This window comes from Cytobacillus sp. QJM3NY_8 (genome assembly GCF_056173585.1).
On sequence record NZ_CM149681.1, the window covers coordinates 3,904,800 to 3,928,449 of the forward strand.

Here is a 23,650-nt window from a genome sequence, read left to right on the forward strand (position 1 = left end):
TATTCTTTTCTTATGGCTCTAATCTAATCGGATTGTTGTTTTTGTTCAATAAGCAGCCCGTTGATTTCAGCACGGGACACTTGCTTCCCGCAGGGAGGAACGAGAGCCTCCTCTGAGCAGGAGTCAAGTGCCCTCCGCTCCAACCAACTTAGTAATTAAACTAAGTTAGCCGCATAGCCTCAGAATCAACATGCCTTAAAAAATCTTATACACCAAGTTCCTTAACAATTGCTTTCACATAACGAAGGAAATCGGCTTTGACTTTCTCAGTTGTTTCGATTACTTCTTCGTGGTTCAGCGGCTGATCCAGGATACCTGCAGCCATATTTGAGATACAGGAGATTCCAAGAACATTCATTCCTGAATGCTGTGCCACAATGACTTCTGGAACAGTTGACATGCCGACTGCATCTCCGCCCATTGTTCTCAGCATGCGAATTTCTGCAGGTGTTTCATAAGTTGGCCCTGTATTGCCGACATAAACTCCTTCCTGAATCTTCAGGTCTAGCTTATCGGCTATATCTCTGGCAAGCTTTCTCAATTCTTTGGAATATGCTTCTGACATATCCGGAAAACGCGGACCCATGCGGGAATCATTGGGACCAATAAGCGGATTGCTGCCCATATTGTTGATATGGTCTGAAATAAGCATGAGATCACCAGGTGAATAGGCTTCATTCACTCCGCCTGCTGCATTCGTAACAATAAGCTTCTCAACACCCATTTCGTTCATAACTCTTACCGGAAAGGTTACTTTATCAAATGAGTATCCTTCGTAATAATGGAAACGGCCTTGCATAGCAACCACTTCAATGCCGTTCAAACGTCCGAATACCAGTTGTCCTGCATGGCCCTCTACTGTTGATACAGGAAAATCAGGGATTTCGTTATAAGGGATTTTAACCGGTTCTTCAATTTCGTCTGCCAGCACTCCAAGTCCTGACCCTAATATCAGCCCAATCTTTGGCTGTCCAGTATACTTATTTTTAAGAAATTCAGCCGCATTTTGAATTTTGCTATAATTCATCGTCATTCTCCTCATCTGCTTTTTTATTCGTTATTTCAATTGATTTAAAAAGCTTTTGCCAAAAGCCGGCATCTTTACATTAAAGTTATCAGCAATTGTTGCTCCAATATCTGCAAAGGTTTCGCTAATTGGAAGCTCTTGCCCTTCCTCCATGTCTTTTGAGTAAACAAGAAGAGGAACATATTCACGTGTATGATCTGTGCCATGGTGGACCGGGTCATTACCATGGTCCGCAGTGATCATTAATAGGTCGCCGTCCTGCATTTTTTCAAATACTTCAGGCAGGCGCTCATCAAATTCTTCAAGTGCTTTTCCATAGCCTTCCGGATCACGTCTATGCCCAAATAATGCATCAAAGTCAACAAGATTCAAAAAGCTCAGGCCCGTAAACTCTTTTTCAAATGTTTCAATCAGCTTATCCATTCCGTCCATATTTGAAGTTGTACGAATGGCTTCCGTTACCCCTTCGCCATCAAAAATGTCGGAAATTTTGCCGATTGCCAATACATCGAGGCCAATGTCTGCCATTTCGTTCATTACCGTGCGGTCAAAAGGCTTTAACGCATAATCATGTCTATTGGATGTTCTTTGGAAATTTCCCGGCTCGCCAATGAATGGTCTGGCAATCACTCTGCCGACCATATATTTTTCATCCAGCGTCAGTTCGCGTGCAATCTTACAGATTTCATACTGTTCTTCGATTGGTATTATATCTTCATGTGCCGCGATCTGCAGTACTGAATCGGCTGATGTATAAACAATCAAAGCGCCGGTTTTCATATGCTCTTCCCCGAGTTCAACTAGAATTTCCGTTCCGCTCGCCGGTTTATTGCCGATTATTTTTCTCCCGGTAAGGGCTTCAAGTTCAGAAATCAATTCCTGCGGGAACCCGTCTGGAAATACCCGAAAGGGGGTTTGGATATTCAAGCCCATGATCTCCCAATGTCCAGTCATTGTGTCTTTTCCGTTAGATGCTTCCTGCATTTTAGTGTAAAATGCCATTGGCTTCTCTGCTTTTTCGATTCCTTTGATTTCACTGATATTACTAAGCCCGAGTTTGCCCATATTCGGCATCTTCAGGCCATTCATTTTTTCTGCAATGTGGCCAATCGTATCAGCGCCTTTATCACCGAACTTATCGGCATCAGGCGCTTCTCCAATTCCTACTGAGTCCATGACGATTAAAAAAACGCGCTTATATGTATATGCAGACATATGTAAACCTCCTAATTATTTGAATACGGTTACAAAAATCATATTCGTATAGTACCCTTTTTAGGTTTATTTAACACTGATTCTCTTGCTGAAAGAAAAGCGGAACGCCTTGTCTGCCCACACACCTCAAGGAGGCAGGCGATGGACCTGGACAGTAAAAAAGGTAATTCTTTCAGTTAAATAAATATATAGATAGCCCTTTCATTCGTCAGAAGTCTGACATCTATATTTTACATAATAAACAGGTAAAAAGACAAGAAAAAGCTGCCTATTTTTCATGGCAGCTTTATGACATTTATATTTACTTAGTTAATTAATGGTTTAAGCACGGGGATGATATTGGCTGTACACATCTTTAAGGCGAGTTTTGGTTACATGCGTATAAATTTGCGTGGTGGAAATATCGGCATGTCCAAGCATTTCCTGGACTGCCCGCAAATCCGCACCATTTTCAAGCAGATGAGTAGCAAATGAATGCCTCAGCGTATGCGGAGTAAGTTCCTTCTCGATCCCTGCCTCCTGAGCCAGCCGCTTCAATATTTTCCAAAATCCCTGTCTTGAAAGACGTTTGCCGTGATGATTTAAAAATAACGCTTCATCTTTATGCTTTTTTGGAGCAAACTTTCCTCTTCCTTCATTTAAATATTTTTCCAGCGCTTCTGAGGCTGTTTTGCCAATAGGCACAATCCGCTCCTTGTTTCCTTTGCCTATACATCTTACAAAGCCCATCGTTAAATGGACATCACCTATGTTCAGGCCAATCAGCTCACTTACGCGAATGCCTGTAGCATATAAAAGTTCAAGCATAGCTTTATCGCGCAAACCAAAGTGATCCCTTATCTCTGGAAAATCCAATAAAGTTTCCACTTCCTGCATATTTAATACTTTTGGAAGCGAACGTTCCATTTGCGGTGTTTCTATATGGACCGAAGGGTCATGGCCAACTGCTTTTTCGCGGAGCAGAAATTGGTGAAAGGCCCTTATGGAGGCTATATGCCGGGCCAAGGTTTTTGAGGATTTGCCCTGTTTTTTTAAAAAGCCGAGAAATTGGAGAATCTGTGTCCGCTGCACACTCTCAAGGCTTGAAATCTTCTCTTCAGACTTGAGATATTTCAGATAACTTTTCAAATCTCTTTCATAAGATACAATTGTATTTTTGGCCAGGCCTTTTTCTACAAGTAAATAATGAATAAAGTCCCTTAACTGATCATCCATATGATTGCATTACTCCCCATTTAAATAGAAAAGAATTAACCGGTCCAGCAAGCTCCTATCTTCATCTGTACCGCTCGCCGACACCTTAACAGCCGCTCCCTGTGGTTCGTCATAGCGGTGATAATCCTGGTATTCTTCGTTTAACCACATAATACCATAATAAAAAAGGATTGTGCATCCAGTAAAAATGACAAACACTTTAATGGTCTGAAAAGCCATACTCAGCCAGGATTTCATTGTTTGGTCCTCCATCACTTTTAATAAGCAAAGATTCAAATGCTTTCTATTATTAAAAGGTATGCCATTTTGGACAAGAATTATACCTGAATCTGCATAATTGGCGTTTCTTCAGGGCACTCTTCCTTTTTGTTTGTTATTGGGGATTTACTTTTATAACCAGGCTCTTATGGATTGTTGTTTTTCTGAAAGAAGCCCGTTGATTTCAGCACGGGGCACTCCAGCTTTCCCGCGGGGAGGAATGAGAGCCTCCTCGGCTTCGCGTCTCTCCCTTCCCTCTCCTCCCGCAGAACATTGAATAAACCTCCTTGAATGAACACCGCACGAAGGAAATGCGATAGCATTTTCGAGGATCAAGTGCCCTCCGCTCCAATCAACTTTGCGGTAAAAAATATTTTTATCCATTCGAAAACAGCAAACTTTGTGAAAATAGATCAAAATAAAAAGCCCATTCTAATGTAAGAATAAGCTTTGTCAATAAATATTAGTTTTCTTCTGTTTCGGTTTCGTTGTCTGTCTGTTTATCCTGGCAGCGGTAGCAGATGCCATGAAACGTAAGGCGGTGATCCTTTATTTTAAAGTTCCAGCGGCGTTCAACCACTTCCTCTACGTCTTCAAGCAAATCTTCCTGAATTTCATCAACAGCTCCGCACTCAATACAGACTAAATGGTGGTGAAAATGGGCTGCCCCTTCCTGACGCAGGTCATAACGGGAAACTCCATCACCAAAGTTAATTTTATCGACAATTTTTAGTTCAGTCAGCAATTCAAGTGTTCTATATACAGTTGCCAAGCCTATCTCAGGCGATTTCTCTTTTACTAGGAGGTAGACATCTTCCGCACTTAAATGATCCTCTTCGTGTTCTAACAGGACGCGAACTGTTGCCTCTCGCTGTGGTGTTAGTTTATAGCTGGATGAATGCAACTGTTTTTTTATTCTTTCAATTCTGCTTTCCATACCGAAAGTCCCTCCCTCGCCACTAACATTCTCATTATAACAGAAATGAGATCACATTCAAAATAAAATAATTATAAATAACAGATAAAAATTACTTTTATATAATAATTATTATAATATGATTCAAAACATATTTAAACCTCTTTATATGTACCCTATCTTCTTTGTTTCTATCCCTTTTCCTGCACAAACAAAAGACAGAGCTGGTAGCTCTGCCATTACATTCATTCATATGTTAGGATTGGATTGAGTTGACAACAGACTTCATTAAGACAGGCGAGATAAACGCCTCGACTCCGGCTGCAGCAATTAGAAACAGAATGGCTACTGCAAAAGCAACCATATACCTTCCAAAAAGAGGCATCATGGGCTGACCGACTTTTTTCATAAATTGTCTTCTTATCATTTTTAAAGAGAAAGAAACAGCCAGTGCTGCAGCGAGAATAAATATAGGTATAATGATCAGATTCTGGGGAAGGACCGATACAAAGGAAAGCAAAAACCCTTCCCATCCCATTTGGTTAACGAGAAAACCAACTGTAAAGCCAACCACCATCCCTTTCATAAATAGAAGAATCAGAATGACAGGCAGTCCAATTATGGAGATTCCCAAAATCCACATCAGTCCTATAAATTTTGTATTATGAAAAAAGCTCTGTTTGAATAATTCATCTGCTGCTGCAACATGTCCATCTGATACCTGGCCAAAAAACTGCGACAGATAATAAAATAAATCTTCCTTTTGTGTAAAGCTTAAGCTATTCACAACGATAGCCCCAAAAATGACACCCATCAGGAATAATACAACAACAAATAAATAGATTGAGGAATGTTCGCGAAAGTGGGCTGCTGCAGCGTTCTGGTACATTTTTTTCTTCATTGCTCTTCCTCCTAAAACAAAACAGATTGGATATTAAATTCTATGCCTGTCCCAGATTTGTATGACAAAGAATTGGTTACTCCCCAATGGAAAAAAAAAGTCTTGAATACTTCAGTTATTTCCGCTATAATTTTCAAAATTATTTAAATTGTCATAGAGGGGAATGAGAAAATGGATTCGATTTTAAATGAGTTTCCAGAGAGGATTGAAACCGAAAGGCTATATATGAGACCTGCCTTGCCCGGAGATGGGAAAACAGTGCATGAAGCTATATTAGTTTCAGCTGCTGAGCTAAGAAAATGGCTTCCTTTTGCACAGAATGAACAATCAGTGGAAGAAACTGAAGCTGGCATCCGCAAATCTTATGCCAAGTTTATCCTTAGGGAAGATTTCCGTATCCATATTTATAGGAAAGAAGACGATGTCTTTATTGGCTCCACTGGCCTGCATCGTATTGATTGGGATGTCCGCAAATTCGAAATAGGTTATTGGGGAGATTCGAGGTTTCAGAAAAAAGGATATATTACTGAAGCTGCCGAAGGTTTGACGAAATTTGCCTTTGAGCATTTTCAAGCGAACAGAGTGGAAATTAGATGTGATCCGAAAAACATAAACAGCCGAAGGATTCCCGAAAGGCTGGGATACACGCTTGAAGGGGTACTAATCAATGACAGTCTGAGCGCAGATGGAAAAGAGCTTAGGGATACATGCATATATGCTAAAGTATCTAAAAAACATAGAGCCTGATGGGCTCTATGTTTTTTAGATATCCATAATTTTGCCGTACTTGCCCCCGCCCCCTGCCTTGAGGTTTAATGTTCCTCCTCGGGCTTTCTCAATAAGCCTGGCTGTTTTCTTAGGGATTACTTTGCTTATTTCTGATAAAGGAACATCGTGAAGAATGGCCATTTCAGTGCCGAAATGATTCAGCAGCTTCTCCAGCATTTTCGGGCCTAACCCTGGAATGAACTCAAGCGGCACTTGATGAATATAGGGAGGCCGTTCAACGAGCAATTCTCCAGATGATTTTAGTTCAGAGATCCGGTCAGCCACGCCTTTGATAAATTTGTGGTTACCGCAATTTCTGCATATGCCCTTTGCTCCATCAAATGGGGCAAAACATTCAGAGCAAACAGTCTGATGGTATTTTCCAAGCAGCGGATCGAGCCCGAAATTGGCTTTCACCTTGCATTTTTCTTTTTCAGCCAAAGCCTTTTTCAGGCCAGCAAATGTTGGTGACTCCATTTCAAGGATTTGATATTCTCTTGCAATTTTTTTTAGTGAATGGGCATCTGAGTTGGTTAAAAAGGTATATCTGTGTAGTTCAGCTATTTGATCAGCCATCATAGTATCTGCACTGAGCCCCAGCTCTATTGCATCAATTAAGCCAGGATCAAACACTTCTGACAGCGACCGCTCCACCCCTTTCCCGAATAAACTTTTAAATGGGGTAAAAACATGGGCAGGTATAAAAAGCCCATCCAGTTCCTTCACTTTTTTCTGAAGAATTCTGCCTGAGGCATAAATTCTCTGTGAGCTTAATGTTATATTCTTTAAATGTCCCGATAGCCAGGCTGAGAAAACCTTCATAGCTGAAAGGGTCGGAAAGAAGCAAAGAACATGAATGGGGCCTTTACAGAATTCATCATATATTTCAAGCTCTGAGCCAGGTATAATCGTTAAATCTCCATACTGAAGTCCCCCGTCGCTATGTTCAGTTACCAGTCCTTTTTGAGCCAAATCCTCGATTTCAAGAATGACTTCAGGAGAATGACAATCAATAATGCCGATGATATCAAGCCCTTTTTCATTTCGGGCATGCCTGATGATATTTGTGAAGGTTAAGGATTTAGCGCCTGTTATTTTAACCGGCTTTCCCGTAAACGTACGTCCAATATGGATATGGAGATCAGTAAAAAAGCGCTTCATGCTATTTTTTCTGCGCCTCTTGCAGCTGCAGATATTGGATAGCATAAGCGGTTTTCGCATCATAAATCCTTTGCTGCTTCAGCAGGGAAATTGCTTCATCAAGCGTTACTTCCATAAGATTCACAAATTCATCCTCATCAGGCGAAGCGGCATTTTCTTTTTTCATAAGACCCTTTGCTATATATAAATGTACCAGCTCATCGGCAAATCCAGGAGAAGTGTAGAATGAGATCAGCCATTCCATTTCCGTGCAGCCGTACCCCGTTTCTTCTTCAAGTTCCCTTTCTGCACAAACTCTGGGCTCTTCTCCTGCTTCAAGCTTTCCGGCAGGGATTTCAGCAATAATCTTATCCAGCGCTTTTCTATATTGTTCGACCATCACTATTTTATTATCTTCTGTTACAGCCAATACAGCTACTGCCCCGGGATGTTTGATAATTTCCCGCTTCGATGTTTTGCCATTCGGCAATTCAACATCTTCCACCTGCAGACTAATGACTTTACCAGTGAAGATTTTTTCCGTATTAATCGTCCTTTCTTCTAGGCGGCTCATTGTTTTTAAGTCACTCCTGTTCTATTCCGATAATGATTGCTCATACATTTTATCATACTTGATGAGGGGGAGTATGGCATGAAGGTGTATGTCCACAGAAGGGGAATTATTCTGACCGGAAAAGCCTGGGAAGTCCGTGAGAAATTAAAACAATACAGCAGGCAGTACGTTCTTGTAAAAGACTGGGTTGAATCTCAGAACAATATAAAATGATAAGCCTCTAAATTTGAGTATGCCTCATTTGTTTATGTACAATTATAGAAAACACTCAAATGAGGTGGGTACTTGAAAAAGAGAAGACTTGGAAACTCAGACTTGTACGTTAGCGAGCTTGGGCTGGGCTGCATGTCAATTGGCACCAACCCTTCCCAGGCTCAGGAGATTATTGAAGCTGCCCTTGAGGAAGGAATCAATTATTTTGATACAGCTGACTTATATGACTTTGGCGAAAATGAAAAGCTTGTCGGACAATCCTTAAAGAGTGTCCGGGAACAGGTTATCATTGCTACCAAAGCCGGCAACCGCTGGAATAATAATAAAGATGGCTGGAGCTGGGATCCCTCAAAAAGCCACATCAAAGAAGCTGTAAAGGACAGTTTAAAAAGGCTGGGCACAGACTATATTGATTTATATCAGCTTCATGGAGGCACGATTGAAGATCCTATTGATGAAACCATTGAAGCATTTGAGGAACTGAAGGAAGAAGGATACATCCGGCAATATGGCATATCCTCCATCCGTCCAAATGTGATCCGTGAATATGCTTCAAAGTCCTCCATCATTTCGGTCATGATGCAATACAGCATTCTAGATCGGCGACCGGAAGAAGAAGCTTTACCGCTTCTAAATCAAAAAGGCATCAGCGCGGTTACAAGAGGTCCGCTCGCTAAAGGTCTGCTCAGCGACAAAATGCTGTATAAGGCAACGGAGTCAGTTAAAAAGAAAGGCTATTTGGATTACAGCTATGCTGAATTGGAAGAAACGCTTACCAGCATCAGGGAAAAAATTTCGGATGAGCGCTCCATGACTGAGATAGCATTTCAGTATAATCTTGCGGATCCCGCTGTCGCTTCCGTGACGGCAGGTGCCAGCAAGGCAGAGCAAGTTAGAGCAAATGCAAGAGCAATAAGAGCTAATCCCCTGAATAAAGATGAATTGACTATTATTCAATCCATTGCCAAGCTAAACAAATATGAGCAGCATCGATAATAATAGCTTGTAATAATGAGAAAAGAAGGGGCTGATGGAAAGTCAGCCCCTTCTTTTTTTGAAAGATAAGAATATGTAATTTCTGAAGTTAGATAACTGTCCAGCTCAGGCACCATCGGCTCTCGGGCCTAAGCTGCTAAGCGTGCGCCTTCCGCTTTTCTTATTATTTGAACTCTTTCCAGTTAAGATCGCTTTCTCCAAGCAGTTCTTCAAAACTTTTATTTTTTTCGCGCAGTCTTCTTTCCTCTCTTTTTTTGCGCTCATCTTCTTCCTTCTGTTTATCTTCGGCAGCTTTTAATTCCTGCTTTTTCCCTTTTAATTGCTCCATTAAGTCCTGGTTTAGCATATCGCCAAGCGTGACTGGCTTATCGTCTTTTTTAGGCTGGGAATGGTGTTTTTTCTTTTTCATATAATCCCCTCATCAACTAATTTTGCCATTTATTATATCATATTTTTCTATTCATGAAGGAACAGGCTGCATGGCTATTACGACAAATACTCCAGGAACTCAATTCTGTTTCCGAATGGATCATCAACAAAGAATCGCTTCCTTCCTTCTATTGGCGGTTCTTCCTTTATAGCTATCTTCTGCTCTTGGAGACTGCTTCTCAAGTCTTCGAGGTTTTCTACAATAAATCCAGGGTGGGCTTTTTTGGCCGGCAGGAAGCCTTCCTGCACCCCGATATGGATTTCCTGATCTCCGCATATAAACCAGCAGCCGCCGCGCTTCTGAAGATTTTCAGGCTTGGGAATTTCCTTCAGTCCAAGCTGCTCACCGTAAAATTTCCTCGCTGCATCCTCGCAGCCTTTTGGAGCTGCCAGCTGGATATGATCGATTCCTTTAAATGAAAAACTCATTTTTTCTCCTCTTTTCTTTCAACCTCTTATTAAGAGGCCTATTTCTATTTCTCATTAGTTGTTTGCACTTTTGAATGCTGCCCGTTGATTTCCGCTGCAGGCACTCAAGCTTTCCCGCGGGGAGGAACGAGAGCCTCCTCCCGCAGGACATTGAGTTATGTGCAAATATAAACACTGAAATTTATTAAAAAACAATTCAAAAATAATGAAAAGCACAGCATGCAGCTGTACTTTTCAAAAGAAATTAATAAGCTTCTGTTACAACGTTTTCATCAATTTGCAATTCAGGTTCTGTTGAATTGATTATGTCCTCGATTGTGAAGCCTTTAGCGACTTCAACAAGCTTCAAACCAGAATCAGTGACATCGATGACTGCCCGCTCAGTTATAATGCGGTCAACAACGTTTTTTCCTGTTAAAGGCAGGCTGCATTCTTTAAGGATTTTCGAATCTCCATTTTTATTGGTGTGGTCCATGATGACGATGATTTTATTGGCGCCATGAACCAGATCCATTGCACCGCCCATTCCCTTGATCATTTTCCCGGGAATCATCCAGTTTGCCAGATCCCCTTTTTCAGAAACCTCCATGCCGCCGAGAATGGCAATATTCACATGGCCTCCCCTGATCATCGCAAAAGATTCAGCACTATCAAAATAGGAGGCCCCCGAAATTGCGGTAACTGTTTCTTTTCCTGCATTAATTAAATCCGGATCAACTTCGCTTTCGGCAGGGTATGGTCCAATTCCCAGTAATCCATTTTCAGATTGAAGGACTACTTCTTTATTATCAGAAATATAGTTTGCAACCAATGTCGGCATGCCGATTCCCAAATTAACGTAAAAGCCATTTTCAATTTCTTTCTCAGCACGTCTGGCAATTTTCTCGCGGACTGCTGCTTTATCGTTACTCATGAGTCCCTCTCCTTCCGTCCGTATCTATTTCTTCACAGTCAGTCTTTCAATGCGCTTTTCCTGTTTTCCCTCAATCAGCGACTGGACATAGATGCTCGGCGTATGAATATAGTTAGGATCCAATTCACCAATTTCATAAAGTGTCTCCACTTCTGCAATTGTCACTTTGCCTGCTGCTGCAATCATCGGATTGAAGTTCCGGGCAGTTTTGTGATATACAAGATTGCCCATTTTATCGCCCTTCCATGCTCTTACAAGGCTGAAGTCTGCTTTCAGTGCCTCTTCAAGGAGATATTCCTTGCCGTCAAAAACCTTGGTTTCTTTCCCCTCTGCAATCGGTGTGCCTACTCCTGCCGGCGTATAAAAAGCAGGAATGCCGGCACCGCCTGCACGAATTTTTTCCGCCAGCGTTCCTTGAGGCAGCAGCTCTACTTCAATTTCGCCTGAAAGAACCTGTCTCTCAAACTCTTTGTTTTCGCCGACATAAGAACCGACCATTTTCTTAATCTGTTTATTTTTTAATAGCAGCCCAAGCCCCCAATCATCAACACCGCAGTTATTTGAAATGACAGTAAGGTCCTTGACCCCTTTATCAACTAAAGCAAGAATAAGGTTTTCAGGGATTCCGCACAGACCGAAGCCGCCAACCATAAGGACAGCGCCATCATGAATTTCCTGAACTGCTTCACTGAAGGAAGTACAAATTTTCTTCACTTCAATCACTCCTTTCATTGAAATACTCAATTTTTTTGCTTTTCATTTATTTTCGATATTCCTATGCAAGCTCCACCACCGTGGCTACCCCCTGGCCACCGCCGATGCATAGAGTTGCAAGGCCTTTTTTCGCCTGTCTTTTTTGCATCTCATGAATAAGAGTTACAAGAATTCTTGCACCGCTTGCGCCGATTGGATGTCCGAGCGCAATTGCCCCGCCATTTACATTCAGAATCTCCTTGTTAAAACGAAGCTCCCTGTCAACTGCGAGCGACTGGGCTGCAAATGCTTCGTTTGCTTCAATAAGCTCCAATTCATCCATGGAAACAGAAGCCTTTTCAAGAGCTTTTTTTACCGCAGCAACAGGGCCAATGCCCATGATGCTTGGATCCACACCTGCACTTGCATTTCCTTTAATCGTTACTAATGGCTTAAGTCCAAGTGCATCTGCTTTCTTTTTGCTCATAACAAGCAATACCGCAGCACCGTCATTAATCCCGGAAGCATTACCGGCTGTTACGCTGCCGTCTTTCTTAAACGCCGGGCGCAGGCCTGCGAGCTTTTCAGCATTCGTCCCTTTTTTTGGATACTCGTCTGTATTAAAAACAATCGGATCCCCTTTTCGCTGAGGAATTTCCACAGGAACGATTTCATCATTGAATTTTCCTTCTTCAATTGCCTTTGCCGCCTTTTCCTGGCTGGCTGCTGCGAATTCGTCCTGTTCTTCCCGGCTCAGCTCGTATTTAGAGCAGAGATTCTCAGCAGTAACTCCCATATGGTAATCATTAAATGCACACCAGAGCCCGTCTGATATCATCGAATCTATAAGCTTTTGATCTCCCATTTTAAAGCCATTTCTTGCATTTTTCAGTATGTAAGGAGCCTGACTCATATTCTCCATGCCGCCAGCAATCACCGCTTCTGCATCACCGGCTAAAATGGCCTGTGCAGCTAAATGAACTGCTTTCAGCCCGGAACCGCAGACCTTATTAATCGTCATCGCGGAAACGCTTTCAGGAAGGCCCGCTTTAAGAGCTGCCTGCCTTGCCGGATTCTGTCCCAGACCTGCCTGCAGGACATTCCCCAGGATTACTTCATCTATCTGATCCGGGGTTACACCTGCTTTTTCAAGTGCGCCTTTTATCGCAATCGCCCCAAGCTCTGGTGCTGATACGTCTTTAAGGCTTCCATTAAAACTGCCGATTGCTGTCCGGACAGCGCTGACTATTACGACTTCTGTTTGTGCCATCTCTCTCATCCTTTCAAAACATCTCTCTGCTTGTATTCGTGCCAAGATCTCAAAATTCCTTTTATTTTGTCAAAATTTTTATTATTCTTGCAATCAAAAATGCTTTCCTACTACAATAAATTCAAGGGATTTAACATTTTTAAGAAAACGCTTACCAGGCACAATCTAAAATATGTAACGGGAGAGGAAAACATGACGCTTGCAATTCCAAATAAAGTAACCATCATTGAAGTGGGCCCTCGGGATGGACTGCAAAATGAAAAGTCCTTTGTACCCACCGAAGTCAAGAAAGACTTTATTAGAAGTTTAAAAAATGCAGGATTAACAGAATTGGAGCTTACTTCATTTGTGTCTCCTAAGTGGGTTCCGCAGATGGGGGATGCAGCTGAAATTACGGCAGATTGCCTTGATGCAAATACAAGGGATATCGTGCTGGCCCCAAACCGCAAGGGCATTGAAAGGGTATATATGACTGAATGCCGGGCCGTTGCCGTTTTCGTCGGTGTAAGCAATACATTTAATAAGAAAAATATTAATAAATCCACTCAGGAAAGCATGGATGAACTAAAGCCGATTATCGGAGAACTGAAGGAGAAAGGTTACTTTGTCCGCGCCTGCATCTCTACGGCATTTCATTGTCCGTATGAAGGAGCAATCGACCCTGAAGATACAGTTGGGCTATGCCGTCAATTTGTTGACGCAGGGGCTGATGAATTAAGCGTGGCAGATACAATCGGGATGGCTGCTCCCCATGAATCGCACGGGCTTTTTTCCCGTTTAAAAGAAGAGTTTCCAACTACCCTGCTGACTGCACATTTCCATGACACAAGAAAAATGGCTCTCACTAATATTTTTGCAGCCTTACAGGCAGGTGTCGACCGCTTTGATACTTCCGCCGGAGGACTTGGCGGATGCCCATTTGCCCCGGGCGCTGCAGGCAATGCGGCAACTGAAGATGTTGTGTATATGCTAGAGCGTATGGGAATTGAAACCAATGTTAATCTTAATCAATTACTTGAAGCGGTAAAAATTGTTCAGCCTCATCTTTCCAGGCCGATTGAAAGCACCTATTTCAGGCTGAACGCTCAAACTGTTCAATAGCAGCTTCTTAAGATGAATAATACGCCCTTTCTTATAGCATCTTATTAGATGAAAACAACTGCTAAAGCAGCTGACGAACTCAAATCAGCTGAAGCCTATTAGAAGGGGGATTATCCGATGAGCCAAAAACGCGATAAAGGATATAGCCAGAAGGGAAAGCCGAATTCCGATACAGTAAACCAGACGATTGCTGCCGAGGATTTAGAAAAGGCAATTCATCCAACTAAAAGACAAAACGCAAAGCAATAAGCCGCCGAAAAGCGGCTTTTTTCATGCCGAGATTCCTTCTGAAATTTCTGCATGTCCCGGCTCACATCTCTGTTTTAATTTTATCCGGAATGGTAAAATAAAGAAAAAAGATGGAGGGATGGGTTTGAGAAGGTTTTTACGTTATTTATTTTCCATCGTACTCTTTCTTTCATCACTCGGCGTCTATTTTACCAATAGGCTTATGTTTATGAGAAAGAAGGAAGATGACTTTATTTTAGAAAGGGAGAAGGAGTCCGGCAGACTTGATCTTATCAAGTATGAAAGCCTGCCAAAAAGAGAAGTGCTTATTCCCTCCCCATTTGGCTATAACTTAAAAGCTGTGGCTGTCGAACCGCATAAAAATAGTCGCTATATTGTTATTTCCCACGGGGTTACGGAAAATAAAATGAACTCGATTAAATATATGAACCTTTTTTTGGACCGGGGATTTAATGCGGTTATCTATGATCATCGCCGCCACGGAGAATCCGGAGGAAGAACGACAAGTTACGGACATTATGAAAAGTTTGATTTAAAAGCAATTATTGATTGGCTTAAAGCGGAAAAAGGGCCAACTATTCAGATTGGCATTCATGGCGAAAGCATGGGAGCTGCTACAATGATCCTCTATGCGGGAATGCTCGAAGACGGTGCCGACTTTTACATCGCCGATTGCCCTTTTTCAGACTTTAAAGAGCAGCTGGCTTACCGTCTGAAAGCAGAAATGAGGCTGTCTCCAAAGCTCTTTTTGCCTGTTGCCGATCTATTTCTGCGGATGCGTGAGAAATACTCCATCGCAGATGTATCGCCTATTTCTGTAATTGAAAATATAAAGAAACCCATCCTGTTCATACACAGTGAAAAAGATGATTTTATTTTGCCGACCATGTCCGAGGCTTTATACGAGAAGAAAAAAGGCCCTAAACAACTTTACCTTGCTGTCAATGGAATCCATGCCCAATCCTTCAATGAAAACAGAGAAGATTATGAAAAAGTCATCGACGAGTTTTTGGATCAGTATGTCAGCAGCAAAGATACTTTATCACAATAGAAACAGCTGGCTTCAATGTGAGCCAGCTGCTTCATATAGGATCCTCTAATTTTTCTTTCTCTTTATGATTTCCTTGCCCTCTGCCGACAGCCCTCTTGCAGTATGAAAATCTCCCATTTTAAAATAATAGCGTTTGTTTTCTTTTTTAATAATAGCCGCTTCTTCAAATTTCTCTTCCTTGCCGGCCACCTCTACTTTTTTTATATCTCCGCTCTGAATCTCGCCAAAAATAATCGGTAATCTGTTTTCTAATTTACCTTCCTTATCGTAATCATAAAAAGTATCTTTATAAACGGTCATATGTTCATTCTCATAATATTCCCAATGGTTATGGCCTTCATTTTTCCAGCCTTTTTTGTCACTGCCCTTCAAATAGGCAGCCGCCATGGCCTCGACCTCGTTTTGTCCATCATTCTGCTGCGTTAAATACAGCAGTATGACTCCATCTTTTACTTTTTCTTTATGTAAGACTTCTTTTACGTTGAATGGAATTCCATCATCAATCGCCTGGCCCATTGTTGCTGTACTGCACCCTGACAGCATCAGGAAAGCTGCCGCCAGCAAAAATAACTTCTGCTTCATTCGAATCTCCCCCCATCAGCACTCTCTCTTCACCAATAATGACAAAACATCTTTGTTATTGTTATTCTATTTAGCCTGTAACCTTTTACTAATATATTAAAACCTTATTTTCCAGAATTTTGGAAGGGTATTTTTACCTATGTAACCTATTAAAAAAGACCGCCTTCCCTCAGCGGCCGCCTGCTACATCATTATTTTGTTTTATCAATAAAGCTCATCCTAGGGTTTAAATACTGATTTGGGCTTTTTAACTGAAAGCAATTTGCTTTCACTGAAAAGTCTATTGTTAAATCGTCATCCAAAAATACTTCCTTTGATTTTTCCGCATATATGCTGCCAGCGTTCGTTTTAATTTCCCTGTCATCTTCATCCAGGTCATTAACAAGCCAGAGAGCCGTTACCCCGCTTACTACACAGCCGCAGCCATCTATATCATACTTTAGTTTTATGAATCCATCTTTGCCGGCAATCCGTTCGGACAATTTTTCAGCCGCCAATTCAGTTAATGCAATTTCCATGTTTAAAACTACCTCCCCTTTGCATATGCTGTATTTTAACACAGATAGGAATAACATGCTTCTGAAAGAGACAGTTGCTTATTCAGCCACCAAAATGTGAAAGGATGATTGGATATGTCAAAGGCGCAGATTAAAGTAATGGATAATGGATCGCTGCGTGTAACAGGTGATGTAGAGTTAATTGATATGGATGGCAATAAATTTGAAACAAAACAAACCTTCTCCCTTTGCCGCTGCGGGAGGTCCCAAAAAATCCCATTTTGTGACGGCACTCATAAAGGAACTTTCCAATCCTGTGTCCGTGCGGAGAAAGCTCTCGACGACAAGCAATAAGGGTGGAAAACGGGGACAGTCATCCCCGTTTTTTTTCATTTTTTATTCCTGCGGGTGTTGCTCTTTCATCCTGTACAATCCCCTGTAGCATTTCCCGGTCCCTGTCCGTACTGTCTTCTCCTGCCCCTGGTGCGATATTAGCCATCGGCAGCTGTTCCAGTTCTTTTCCTCTAGGCATATTTCTTACACCCCCTGCTGTTAAGGTGCTTCCCGCGCCCAAAAACTACCCGTTTTAATTTCATCCAGTTCAGACAGCTCTATTCTTCCGTGAACCGCGCATCCGCTATAGCGTTAATGGAAATACGGTGAATCTCCCCAAATCGATCAACAATATGAAGCTTTTGGCCAAGTTCATCCCAGTAATGGATGCTCCCGATGACCAGTTCATAATTTCTGCTCCTGTAATGAGTAAGTGTAACGCTTTTTTGAAATTCCATTGCCTCCGAAAGAATTTCATTCATATATTCAAATTTCTGCTCATCCAATTCCCGCTTTTGCTCGTACGTATCTTCCTCTGCCCAGTCTCTCAAGAGCTTTACATGTTCCGGCAGCATCATAGAAGTCCATTTTATTCTGCCCCGATCGCGAATCATGAGCTGACCCCCTTTTACATTTTATGGCCGCCAACCAATGTCGCACGGTGCTTGGCGGTTCCTGCGCTTGTATAAGAGACGGCTCTTAGCAAAGCTCCTCCTCCAAACTTGGAGCGGATCCGGTCCACTGTGTAGCCGAGCTCCCTTTTTTTCCAGCCATCCAAATCGAACAGATTCAGCTGCATTTCGCTGTCATCCGTAATATTGCCGAGGGAAATGGAAATCTGACGCACTGTTTTGCCCTCATAATTCTCGTCAAAAAGCTCGAGGCAAACGCGATAAAGATCCATCGTAATATTGGTTGGCTGGTCAACTGTCCTTGAGCGGTAAAAGCCTCCTCCAAATTCATCCTGGCTGTAGCCAAGGCCAAAACTGATGGTCCTTCCGGCTTTGCGGTGGCTGCGGGCCCTTCTTGCCACTTCCTCACACATCTCAAGGACCACATGCTTAATTTCCTTTTCCTCTTTATAATCCCTCAGTAAAATCTGGCTTTTCCCAAAGCTGATCTGCCCTTCCATGATCGGTGCCCCTATTTCCGACAGATCAATACCCCATGCATGGTGATAGAGCTGATTGCCCATAATCCCAAACTTTTTTTCAAGCTTAGCCAGATCATAGCGGGCAAGCTGTCCAACTGTAAAAATCCCCATTCCATTCAATGTCTTTTCAACACGGCGGCCGATGCCCCACATTTCCCTTAAAGGGGATACATTCCACAGCTTTGCTTTCACATCTTCGTACGTCCATTCAGCAACCCCCTTTTTTTTCGCCTCAAGATCCAGGCAGAGCTTTGACATAAGCAAATTAGGCCCTATTCCTATGGCACAGGGGAGCTGAAATTCCCGTTCAATATCATCTTTTATTTTCCAGGCAATTGTCTGGGCATCACCCCAGAGATGCACTGCACCGTCTACTTTTATAAAACTTTCATCGACACTGTAGGTATGGATGGCTTCCTTGGGGACATAACGGTTAAACACCCTGGTGATTTCAGTGGAGATTCTTAAATAAGTCGCCATTTTCGGCTCCTCAATTCTAATGCGCGGATCATTTGGAACCTCAAAAAGCCGGGCCCCTGTCTTTATCCCAAACTCTTTTTTCATTCGCGGAGAGGCAGCCAGAACAACGCTGCCCTTCCGTTCCACATTCCCGGCAATTACAAGATAGCAATCAAGAGGATCCAGACCAAGCATGACAGCAGAACAGCTTGCATAAAAGCTCTTCATATCAACACACAAAATTTGATTATTCGGCATTGCGCTGTAATCAACCATGACATCGACATCCTCCTTCAGAAAAGCGCAAGGCGCCGTACCTGCTTATGCTGGCCGGCATCTCCTGAATCCAATAAAAACAAACAAGAACATCCGTTCTATATATGTATACCCATTATATTAAGCGAATATGCGTTCGGTTTCAATGGAAATTTTACGCGTTTTTTCTTAAAACAGGTTCTTTTGCCAGGTGCCGATATTACCAGAAGCCAGTATAATCAGCTTGAGGTGCAAAAATAATGAACAAAAAACTGATATATAAAATGGTTCAAAACTGTTTAAAGCAATATAACGAGGACAGCCATTCCATTTCGTTTGAGAGCAGGGAATTTGCAGAGATATTCAATAAAGTAATAGAGGAGAAAAATAAAGAAGCAGACAGCGAGCTGCATGAAATAGTAAATGATGTGGTATACGGGTATATTACTGGTTCACCATATTTTTGAATGAAAAAGAAGCCAAAGCGATTGCTCCGGCTTCTTTTCATTTCTGATTGAATGCACGTTTTCCAATTTTTTCGAAAAGCCCTGGAAAAAGTGTATAGACGATGCTTCCCGCATTCATCCACCGAGGAAGATTAATTTCCCTGACCGGCCGGAGCATTGCATTAACTACCTTGAGCGCAACATATTCGGGCTTAAGCATAAATTTGCTGACATTTTTCACATATGTGCCTTTTTCATCGGCAATATTGAAGAAGTTTGTCTCAATCGGTCCGGGATTAACAGCAGTCACAAAGACATTGCTGTCAGCCAGCTCCATCCGAAGGCTGTTCGTATAGCCAAGAACAGCATGCTTGGTTGCGGAATAGACACTGGATTTCGGTGTGGCAATTTTGCCCGCCTGTGAGGCGATGTTGATAATATGGCCGCTCCTCTGCTTCCTCATCACCGGTAGCACCATGCTGGTGCAAGCCATTAAACCAACTACATTTACATCAAACATTCCCTTTATTTCTTCAACGTTTGCTTCATGCGCTTCCCGGAAAACGCCGAACCCGGCATTATTCACAAGAACATCTATATGATCAAACCGGGCAAGTACCTCGGAAAAAACAGCCGAGACCTCGTCAGTGTCCGAAACATCAAGTTTATGTATGTAAACATCCACTGAAAAACGCCTCAGCAAATCTGCCTGCAGTTCCTGCAATTTGTCAAAACTGCGGGCAAGAAGGACAAGGTTCGCTCCCCTCTCGGCACAAAGGACAGCCATCTGGGCCCCGATCCCTCCGGATGCACCTGTAATAATCACATTTTTATTCTTTAATCTGTCTGACAAATCAAACCACCTCTTTTGATGCGGAATACAAGAATGCTTCCTCCTCTTTATTTATATAAATCTCTCCTATTGAATGTAAATAGTCAAGCTGAGCGACCGTTTCGGAAATCGTCAGGGAAAGCTCCTTCTCATAAACTTTCGGAAAAAGGCGGCGGCACACTTCAAAAACAGTGAGCGATTCGGACTCGAGCCATGCCTTTACTTTCATTGCCCGCTCATGCTGCCGGCCAAGCCTTTCGTTTATTAACTCATTCACATTTGTAATATCCTCACCATGTCCAGAGTAAAAAAGGGATATTGGAAGCTGCTGCAGCTTTTTCAGCGACTCATTATACTGAATCTGCGGCTTTGGCCGTTCCGTATTGCCGGGAAGCGGCGGCTCCAGGATGGGATTAGGAGAAATGTGTGCAAGCAAATGGTCTCCTCCAAGAAATACACCATCTTTCTCCCTGAACAAACCTATATGGCTCTGTGCATGCCCGGGTGTCTCCATTACCGTCCAATCGTCCAGCCCTTCAGGCTGCCTGCCTTCCTCCAGTTCGCCCGTCAGAGTACGATTGCAGGAATAGCGCAGAGTCTTTTTCATCTTATTTATAAAGGAAAAATAACTTTCAGGAATCCCAAATTCATTGAACAGTTTTATGTAAAATTCATCATGAAATTTTAGAAATTGGTCCGTCCGGGACAGCCACCTTTGGTTAACCCGGTGCCCGAACAAATCGAGATTATCAGGGAAAAAGTCAAGCAGCCCGGCATGATCGGGATGATGATGTGTGAGGACAACCTGTTCAAAATCACCGGGAGTTAAATTCAGCTCTTTAAGCTGGGATTTTAAGGCTTCCCATGCTTCATCCGTTTTAGGGCCGGCATCAACAAGAGTCAGCTTTTCCCCTTTCACTGCATATACATTAACGTCACCGACAGGAAAAGGTGTCGGGATAACAAGCTTTGCAATTCCATTCTTCCAATTTGCCATTTTAACAATCCCCCTAAATCACTATATTTAAATAAAATAAAGCTGTTTTTTTATATACTTCCGCAGGCCATCCAAGTCATACAGTCCATATGCCCTTTAGATAAACCAACTTGTTTTACCCTTAAAATATCAGCATTTGCCATGCGTACAAATTACCGAAATTCCATAACATAATTTAGAAATCTTCATATATAAAAATAAGTGTACCGTTCTTTTTATCAATTGTCATTATTTTCACATAACTTTTGCACATTATTAATATTTTTTAGGAAAATACTGCTTGACAAATAAGCGTGTCTTCTTGCATAATCACAATTAAAATTTGATTTCACAAACCAAGCTGCACTATTGGACAGCAGGAAAATAGCGATGAATAAGATTAGTAAATGGAAAACGGCGAAAGAGAGTGAAGCTCAGCGGCTGAAAGGCTTCACAGTCCACTTGACCATTGAACCTGCCTTATGAGCTGTTAGGAAAACCTAAACGCACCCCCGGCGTTATCGGGATCGAGATGCCTTTTCAAAGACAGCGGATGCAGCAGGCATGCTGCACTCAGAAGGAAAGGCAATGAAGGTGGTACCGCGGAAGCATAGTCTTTTCGTCCTTTACTGGATGGAAAGGCTTTTTTTATTTTAGTCAGCCGGCATTTGGATCAATAAAGGAGGAATAACAGCAAATGAAAAAATTAGTTATTGTTGGAGCAGGATCAATGGCAGAAGCGTTAATATCAGGAATGATTGAAAGCCGGCTCATAACCGGCAGCAATATTTGGGTCACAAACAAATGCAGCAGGGAAAAGCTGCAATCCATGCAAAAAGCCTATGGCGTTCAGACAACTTATAATCACAGTGAACTGTTCAGGGGGGCTGAAACGGTTATTTTAGCGATGAAGCCAAAAGATGCAGCGGATGCCATTACTCTAATAAAACCTTATTTACAGGAAGATATGCTGATCATTTCTGTTCTGGCAGGCGTTTCAATCGAAAGCATTGAACTATTGGCGGAAAAAAAGCTGCCAGTCGTGAGAGCCATGCCGAATACATCGGCAGCCGTCGGAAAGTCAGCGAGCGCCTTATCGGCTAATGAAAGAGTGACCAAAGAACAGATGGAAGCAGTAAGAGGCATTTTTGATACAGTGGGAAAGTCAGCGTTTGTTGAGGAACGTCAGCTCGATGCCGTGACAGGTCTGTCAGGCAGCGGACCAGCGTATATTTATTATCTTGCAGAAGCCATGGAAAAAAGCGCGGAAGAAATCGGGCTCGAAAAGGAGATGGCGAAAGAATTCATCATCCAAACCCTCATCGGGGCAGCCGAAATGCTGGCCAGGTCGGCCAAGGATCCTCAGCAGCTTAGGAAGGAAGTAACAAGCCCCGGCGGCACCACAGAAGCAGGTGTAAAAGTGCTTGAAGCAAACGGGGTGCAGCGAGCCTTTATTGAATGCATCAAGGAAGCGACAGCCCAATCCAGACGGCTTGGCCAAAGCTTCAGCAGCACAGTGAAAATTTAGCTAGGGGCATCTCCCCTGTAATTACGTCTTCTTATTGCAAACTATGAAAAAAGGATGAGAAACACGCAAATGCTCACTATTCTATTAAGCGCAAGCCTCCTTGTATGGATTGCAGTACTAATTGATGCCGTTCTGGGACTAAAAAGCCTGGACCGCCTTGAAGATAGCAATACGATGACTGATGGCCCTCTTCTTTCTATCATAACAGCGGCAAGGAATGAAGAAGCCAGGCTTGAGGAGAGCTTAAAAACCCAGCTGCAGCAAAGCTATAAACGCATTGAATGGATATTGGTCAATGATCGTTCAACCGACAGCACAGGAAGCATCATGGACCGCCTCCAGAAAAGTGATTCAAGGGTTAAGTGTATCGATATCAAGACTCTTCCCAGTGGATGGCTTGGAAAAAACCATGCCCTTTACATGGGATATTTGGAGTCATCAGGGGAATTAATTTTGTTCACAGATGCTGATGTATTATTTAAAAAGGACGCCCTCAGCAGGGCCGTTCATTATTTTAGTAAGAATGACCTTGACCATTTAACCGCGGCACCGAGCTTGATGGGAAGGAGTTTCTGGCTCAACACGTTCATTGCTTTTTTTCTTTTCGGTTTTTCCTATTATAAACGCCCCTGGCTGGCGAACAATCAACGTTCCAAAACCGGCATTGGCATTGGGGCATTTAACATGGTATCCAGGCAATCCTATGAAGCAATCGGAACACATAAAGCAATAAGAATGCGGCCTGATGATGATTTAATGCTTGGAATGAAAATAAAACAAAATGGCCTCAAACAGAAATTTGCAACGGCGATGGACCTGATTGAAGTTGAATGGTATGAAAGCTTAAAAGAGGCCTTCAAAGGATTGGAGAAAAATACTTTTGCAGGCCTTCATTACCGGGTTAGCATGGTTCTGTTTGCAATTGCCGGCACATTCATTTCTCAGGTGCTTCCCTTTATCACAATTTTTTCAGCCGAAAAAGTTATTTTCAGTTTAAGCCTTGTAAACATCATTTTTTTAGCAGTTGTTTATACAATTATTACAAAAAGAATGTCCAAATTTTCCCCGCTTCTGTTTGTTGTATTTCCAATTACAGCTCTCCTGTTTATTTATTCCATACTTCGTGCCAGCATTCTAACCTTTGGAAGGGGCGGCATTGTCTGGAGAGGTACATTATATAGATTAAGCGAACTCAGGAATAAACGCTGAAGTAAGCAAACACCTTCCTAAG

The 23,650-nt window shown here is 42.4% G+C and carries 31 protein-coding genes and 1 other annotated feature; of the genes, 10 read left to right on the top strand and 21 right to left on the bottom strand.

Translation table 11 applies throughout. The annotated features are described in order from the left end of the window. Positions 1-205: 205 nt before the first annotated feature. The 7 genes from AC0VZ9_RS20110 to spoIIM all read right to left on the bottom strand — a co-directional run bounded on the left by AC0VZ9_RS20110 (position 206) and on the right by spoIIM (position 5,532). Complete coding sequence (locus tag AC0VZ9_RS20110; protein WP_019380339.1) at positions 206-1,027, bottom strand: purine-nucleoside phosphorylase; 822 nt, start codon at positions 1,025-1,027, stop codon at positions 206-208. Between the two features lie 30 nt (positions 1,028-1,057). Continuing rightward, the gene (gene deoB, locus AC0VZ9_RS20115; RefSeq protein ID WP_475396660.1) at positions 1,058-2,242 is read right to left on the bottom strand and encodes a phosphopentomutase; all 1,185 of its coding nucleotides are present in this window, start codon (positions 2,240-2,242) and stop codon (positions 1,058-1,060) included. Positions 2,243-2,563: 321 nt separating this feature from the next. Further along, on the bottom strand, positions 2,564-3,457 hold the full coding sequence (gene xerD, locus AC0VZ9_RS20120; protein ID WP_475396661.1) for a site-specific tyrosine recombinase XerD: 894 nt from the start codon (positions 3,455-3,457) through the stop codon (positions 2,564-2,566). Positions 3,458-3,466: 9 nt separating this feature from the next. Next, positions 3,467-3,694 carry a YqzK family protein gene (locus AC0VZ9_RS20125; RefSeq protein ID WP_009332831.1) on the bottom strand — a complete coding sequence of 76 codons (228 nt, stop codon included), beginning with the start codon at positions 3,692-3,694 and terminating at the stop codon, positions 3,467-3,469. 153 nt (positions 3,695-3,847) lie between these two features. Beyond that, positions 3,848-4,099, bottom strand: coding sequence for a hypothetical protein (locus AC0VZ9_RS20130; protein WP_256814776.1), 252 nt, complete (start codon positions 4,097-4,099; stop codon positions 3,848-3,850). A 79-nt stretch (positions 4,100-4,178) separates the two neighbouring features. Further along, entirely contained in the window at positions 4,179-4,652 is a 474-nt protein-coding gene (gene fur, locus AC0VZ9_RS20135; protein ID WP_009332832.1) for a ferric iron uptake transcriptional regulator, read from the bottom strand. 235 nt (positions 4,653-4,887) lie between these two features. Next, the gene (gene spoIIM / locus AC0VZ9_RS20140) at positions 4,888-5,532 is read right to left on the bottom strand and encodes a stage II sporulation protein M (protein WP_009332833.1); all 645 of its coding nucleotides are present in this window, start codon (positions 5,530-5,532) and stop codon (positions 4,888-4,890) included. 171 nt (positions 5,533-5,703) lie between these two features. Between spoIIM and AC0VZ9_RS20145 the strand changes: the two genes are divergently transcribed. Beyond that, positions 5,704-6,279 carry a GNAT family N-acetyltransferase gene (locus tag AC0VZ9_RS20145; protein WP_009332834.1) on the top strand — a complete coding sequence of 192 codons (576 nt, stop codon included), beginning with the start codon at positions 5,704-5,706 and terminating at the stop codon, positions 6,277-6,279. A gap of 15 nt (positions 6,280-6,294) precedes the next feature. Here the strand turns inward: AC0VZ9_RS20145 and AC0VZ9_RS20150 are convergent, their stop codons facing one another. Together AC0VZ9_RS20150 and AC0VZ9_RS20155 are read right to left on the bottom strand one after the other, a co-directional pair. Then, a complete protein-coding gene (locus AC0VZ9_RS20150; protein ID WP_475396662.1) occupies positions 6,295-7,461 on the bottom strand; it encodes an endonuclease Q family protein in 1,167 nt (388 codons plus the stop codon). Between the two features lies 1 nt (position 7,462). Next, positions 7,463-8,014 carry an NUDIX hydrolase gene (locus tag AC0VZ9_RS20155; RefSeq protein WP_009332836.1) on the bottom strand — a complete coding sequence of 184 codons (552 nt, stop codon included), beginning with the start codon at positions 8,012-8,014 and terminating at the stop codon, positions 7,463-7,465. A 78-nt stretch (positions 8,015-8,092) separates the two neighbouring features. Here AC0VZ9_RS20155 and mciZ point away from each other — a divergent pair, with 78 nt between their 5' ends. Both mciZ and AC0VZ9_RS20165 read left to right on the top strand, forming a co-directional pair. Beyond that, positions 8,093-8,227 (top strand): Z-ring formation inhibitor MciZ, encoded by a 135-nt coding sequence (mciZ, locus tag AC0VZ9_RS20160; protein WP_475396663.1) that lies wholly within the window; start codon positions 8,093-8,095, stop codon positions 8,225-8,227. A 72-nt stretch (positions 8,228-8,299) separates the two neighbouring features. Further along, entirely contained in the window at positions 8,300-9,223 is a 924-nt protein-coding gene (locus tag AC0VZ9_RS20165; protein WP_009332837.1) for an aldo/keto reductase, read from the top strand. Between the two features lie 163 nt (positions 9,224-9,386). Here AC0VZ9_RS20165 and AC0VZ9_RS20170 read toward each other — a convergent pair whose 3' ends face one another. The 5 genes from AC0VZ9_RS20170 to AC0VZ9_RS20190 form a co-directional block, all read right to left on the bottom strand. After that, positions 9,387-9,632, bottom strand: a complete 246-nt coding sequence (locus AC0VZ9_RS20170) for a YqkE family protein (protein ID WP_009332838.1) — start codon at positions 9,630-9,632, stop codon at positions 9,387-9,389. A gap of 77 nt (positions 9,633-9,709) precedes the next feature. After that, complete coding sequence (locus tag AC0VZ9_RS20175) at positions 9,710-10,081, bottom strand: VOC family protein (protein ID WP_009332839.1); 372 nt, start codon at positions 10,079-10,081, stop codon at positions 9,710-9,712. 244 nt (positions 10,082-10,325) lie between these two features. Continuing rightward, positions 10,326-10,994, bottom strand: a complete 669-nt coding sequence (locus AC0VZ9_RS20180) for a CoA transferase subunit B (RefSeq protein WP_009332840.1) — start codon at positions 10,992-10,994, stop codon at positions 10,326-10,328. Positions 10,995-11,018: 24 nt separating this feature from the next. Beyond that, positions 11,019-11,708, bottom strand: coding sequence for a CoA transferase subunit A (locus tag AC0VZ9_RS20185; protein WP_019380334.1), 690 nt, complete (start codon positions 11,706-11,708; stop codon positions 11,019-11,021). 61 nt (positions 11,709-11,769) lie between these two features. Then, positions 11,770-12,957 carry an acetyl-CoA C-acetyltransferase gene (locus AC0VZ9_RS20190; RefSeq protein WP_009332842.1) on the bottom strand — a complete coding sequence of 396 codons (1,188 nt, stop codon included), beginning with the start codon at positions 12,955-12,957 and terminating at the stop codon, positions 11,770-11,772. A 192-nt stretch (positions 12,958-13,149) separates the two neighbouring features. On the opposite strand from AC0VZ9_RS20190, the gene AC0VZ9_RS20195 reads away from it, so the two are divergent. The 3 genes from AC0VZ9_RS20195 (at position 13,150) to AC0VZ9_RS20205 (ending at position 15,358) form a co-directional block, all read left to right on the top strand. Further along, entirely contained in the window at positions 13,150-14,058 is a 909-nt protein-coding gene (locus AC0VZ9_RS20195; RefSeq protein WP_009332843.1) for a hydroxymethylglutaryl-CoA lyase, read from the top strand. Positions 14,059-14,175: 117 nt separating this feature from the next. Then, on the top strand, positions 14,176-14,307 hold the full coding sequence (locus AC0VZ9_RS20200) for a hypothetical protein (protein ID WP_019380331.1): 132 nt from the start codon (positions 14,176-14,178) through the stop codon (positions 14,305-14,307). A 124-nt stretch (positions 14,308-14,431) separates the two neighbouring features. Continuing rightward, positions 14,432-15,358, top strand: a complete 927-nt coding sequence (locus AC0VZ9_RS20205; protein ID WP_009332844.1) for an alpha/beta hydrolase — start codon at positions 14,432-14,434, stop codon at positions 15,356-15,358. 45 nt (positions 15,359-15,403) lie between these two features. Here AC0VZ9_RS20205 and AC0VZ9_RS20210 read toward each other — a convergent pair whose 3' ends face one another. After that, positions 15,404-15,940 (bottom strand): hypothetical protein, encoded by a 537-nt coding sequence (locus AC0VZ9_RS20210; RefSeq protein WP_475396664.1) that lies wholly within the window; start codon positions 15,938-15,940, stop codon positions 15,404-15,406. A gap of 191 nt (positions 15,941-16,131) precedes the next feature. After that, positions 16,132-16,458: an iron-sulfur cluster biosynthesis family protein gene (locus tag AC0VZ9_RS20215; protein ID WP_009332846.1), complete on the bottom strand. Its 327-nt coding sequence runs from the start codon at positions 16,456-16,458 to the stop codon at positions 16,132-16,134. A 114-nt stretch (positions 16,459-16,572) separates the two neighbouring features. Between AC0VZ9_RS20215 and AC0VZ9_RS20220 the strand changes: the two genes are divergently transcribed. After that, positions 16,573-16,791 (top strand): CDGSH iron-sulfur domain-containing protein, encoded by a 219-nt coding sequence (locus tag AC0VZ9_RS20220; protein WP_009332847.1) that lies wholly within the window; start codon positions 16,573-16,575, stop codon positions 16,789-16,791. A gap of 19 nt (positions 16,792-16,810) precedes the next feature. Here the strand turns inward: AC0VZ9_RS20220 and AC0VZ9_RS20225 are convergent, their stop codons facing one another. From AC0VZ9_RS20225 to AC0VZ9_RS20235, 3 genes are all read right to left on the bottom strand, one after another. Next, on the bottom strand, positions 16,811-16,969 hold the full coding sequence (locus tag AC0VZ9_RS20225; RefSeq protein ID WP_019380330.1) for a hypothetical protein: 159 nt from the start codon (positions 16,967-16,969) through the stop codon (positions 16,811-16,813). Between the two features lie 79 nt (positions 16,970-17,048). After that, positions 17,049-17,384 (bottom strand): YolD-like family protein, encoded by a 336-nt coding sequence (locus AC0VZ9_RS20230; RefSeq protein WP_019380329.1) that lies wholly within the window; start codon positions 17,382-17,384, stop codon positions 17,049-17,051. Positions 17,385-17,398: 14 nt separating this feature from the next. Then, on the bottom strand, positions 17,399-18,658 hold the full coding sequence (locus AC0VZ9_RS20235; RefSeq protein WP_009332850.1) for a Y-family DNA polymerase: 1,260 nt from the start codon (positions 18,656-18,658) through the stop codon (positions 17,399-17,401). Between the two features lie 239 nt (positions 18,659-18,897). On the opposite strand from AC0VZ9_RS20235, the gene AC0VZ9_RS20240 reads away from it, so the two are divergent. Next, the gene (locus AC0VZ9_RS20240) at positions 18,898-19,104 is read left to right on the top strand and encodes a YqzH family protein (protein ID WP_009332851.1); all 207 of its coding nucleotides are present in this window, start codon (positions 18,898-18,900) and stop codon (positions 19,102-19,104) included. Positions 19,105-19,141: 37 nt separating this feature from the next. Here the strand turns inward: AC0VZ9_RS20240 and AC0VZ9_RS20245 are convergent, their stop codons facing one another. Both AC0VZ9_RS20245 and AC0VZ9_RS20250 read right to left on the bottom strand, forming a co-directional pair. Next, a complete protein-coding gene (locus AC0VZ9_RS20245; protein ID WP_009332852.1) occupies positions 19,142-19,936 on the bottom strand; it encodes an SDR family NAD(P)-dependent oxidoreductase in 795 nt (264 codons plus the stop codon). A 1-nt stretch (position 19,937) separates the two neighbouring features. Beyond that, positions 19,938-20,912, bottom strand: a complete 975-nt coding sequence (locus AC0VZ9_RS20250; protein WP_019380216.1) for an MBL fold metallo-hydrolase — start codon at positions 20,910-20,912, stop codon at positions 19,938-19,940. Between the two features lie 360 nt (positions 20,913-21,272). Beyond that, positions 21,273-21,521 (top strand) — a binding site (T-box leader). 67 nt (positions 21,522-21,588) lie between these two features. On the opposite strand from AC0VZ9_RS20250, the gene proC reads away from it, so the two are divergent. Beyond that, positions 21,589-22,419, top strand: coding sequence for a pyrroline-5-carboxylate reductase (proC, locus tag AC0VZ9_RS20255; protein ID WP_019380214.1), 831 nt, complete (start codon positions 21,589-21,591; stop codon positions 22,417-22,419). Between the two features lie 69 nt (positions 22,420-22,488). Beyond that, positions 22,489-23,628, top strand: coding sequence for a glycosyltransferase family 2 protein (locus AC0VZ9_RS20260; RefSeq protein ID WP_475396665.1), 1,140 nt, complete (start codon positions 22,489-22,491; stop codon positions 23,626-23,628). Positions 23,629-23,650 lie beyond the last annotated feature (22 nt).